The organism is Bartonella sp. ML69XJBT, from assembly GCF_028618515.1.
Classification (GTDB): Bacteria; Pseudomonadota; Alphaproteobacteria; order Rhizobiales; family Rhizobiaceae; genus Bartonella.
In genome coordinates this window covers 1-1,118 of sequence record NZ_JAQITB010000127.1, presented here as the reverse complement: position 1 = coordinate 1,118, position 1,118 = coordinate 1, and the positions used below count along the sequence as shown (strand labels likewise).

Below are 1,118 nucleotides of genomic sequence, written 5' to 3'. Positions count from 1 at the left end.
GTCTTAAAGGATTATCCAACCGTAGAGCCGCCGAAGCAGGGCTCTGGGCAAAGGGGGCTTATGTTTCTTCAAATTATCAAAGGGTAGAAACCAAGAATAGAACCGGTCTTTTCCAATTAGAGGCGCTTGCCCCGATTATAGGGTCTTGTTCAGGCTTTGGTGGGCTCTTGGTTGGCAATGGACCAGTGCAATGGGCATTAGCAGGAATTATGGTTTTAGCGGCGCTCACAGGTGTTGTGATTGTAGCCAAGCGCTTTAAGGAACAGCGCTTGTGATTTTTGGGTTGAAAAGAAATCTGTCTGTTCTGTTAACGGCTATAGCCGTTTTTTTTATCGCTTTAGCGAAAGCCTTTCATGTTGGCAAAAAAAGCGAGCGGCACAAACAAACAGAGACAGCCTTAAAGAGAGCAACAACACGTCTTGAGGTTGAAAATGAAGTTAATCAAAAAAGTGATTCTAGTGTGCGTGCTGCTCTGTCTCGTTGGGTGCGCAGCAAATAGATCTGTTTCTTGTGTTGGTTGGTTGCCCATTTATTTGGATAACCAAGATGTTCAGATCATCAGTCCCCATTTAGCAAGAGATATTTTAAAGCATAATCAACAGGGAGCACGTTTATGTGGGTGGCAAAATGAGTAGCAATCAAAGTAAGCGGGGAAAAGACCTTTCGGAAACGGAACAACGGCTGCTTCACGAGATGATAGAAACCTATCAAGGCTTAAAGATGATGTCACGCATTATGAAGTGGATTGCCTTCATTATCTTTATCTTTGTAATGGATTTGTCGCGTTTCATCGATGCCATAGATAATAGCTTCTCACACTTTAAAAAGTGGCTCACAAAAAGTTAGAGCATACAAAATCTTTCCTTTAAAAATATGACAAAACAAGATTTTACACAGACACTGTTTGCGTGGATGGGTGGTAAACATCATCTACGTAAGAAAATTATACCGATTTTAAATAATATAGATCATAAAACTTATGTTGAACCGTTTTTAGGTTCAGGTGTCATTTTCCTAAACAAAAGACCAGCGAAATATTCCGTCATTAATGATTTGAATGGAGAGATCACGAATCTGTTTCAATGTGTTCAAAATGACTTTGATGCTTTAGCCAAACG

3 protein-coding genes and 1 pseudogene are annotated in these 1,118 nt (G+C 40.3%); all 4 read left to right on the top strand.

What is annotated here, in order from left to right; genetic code table 11:
• Positions 1-275 (top strand): annotated as a pseudogene (locus tag PVV68_RS10500) (lysozyme); the annotation flags it as partial.
• Positions 272-499 (top strand): hypothetical protein, encoded by a 228-nt coding sequence (locus PVV68_RS10495; RefSeq protein WP_273722181.1) that lies wholly within the window; start codon positions 272-274, stop codon positions 497-499. The pseudogene PVV68_RS10500 and the gene PVV68_RS10495, both read left to right, overlap by 4 nt.
• 116 nt (positions 500-615) lie before the next feature.
• A complete protein-coding gene (locus PVV68_RS10485) occupies positions 616-846 on the top strand; it encodes a hypothetical protein (RefSeq protein WP_404978447.1) in 231 nt (76 codons plus the stop codon).
• A gap of 27 nt (positions 847-873) precedes the next feature.
• Positions 874-1,118: DNA adenine methylase (locus tag PVV68_RS10480; protein ID WP_273783047.1), on the top strand; the 245-nt coding region annotated here is incomplete at its 3' end.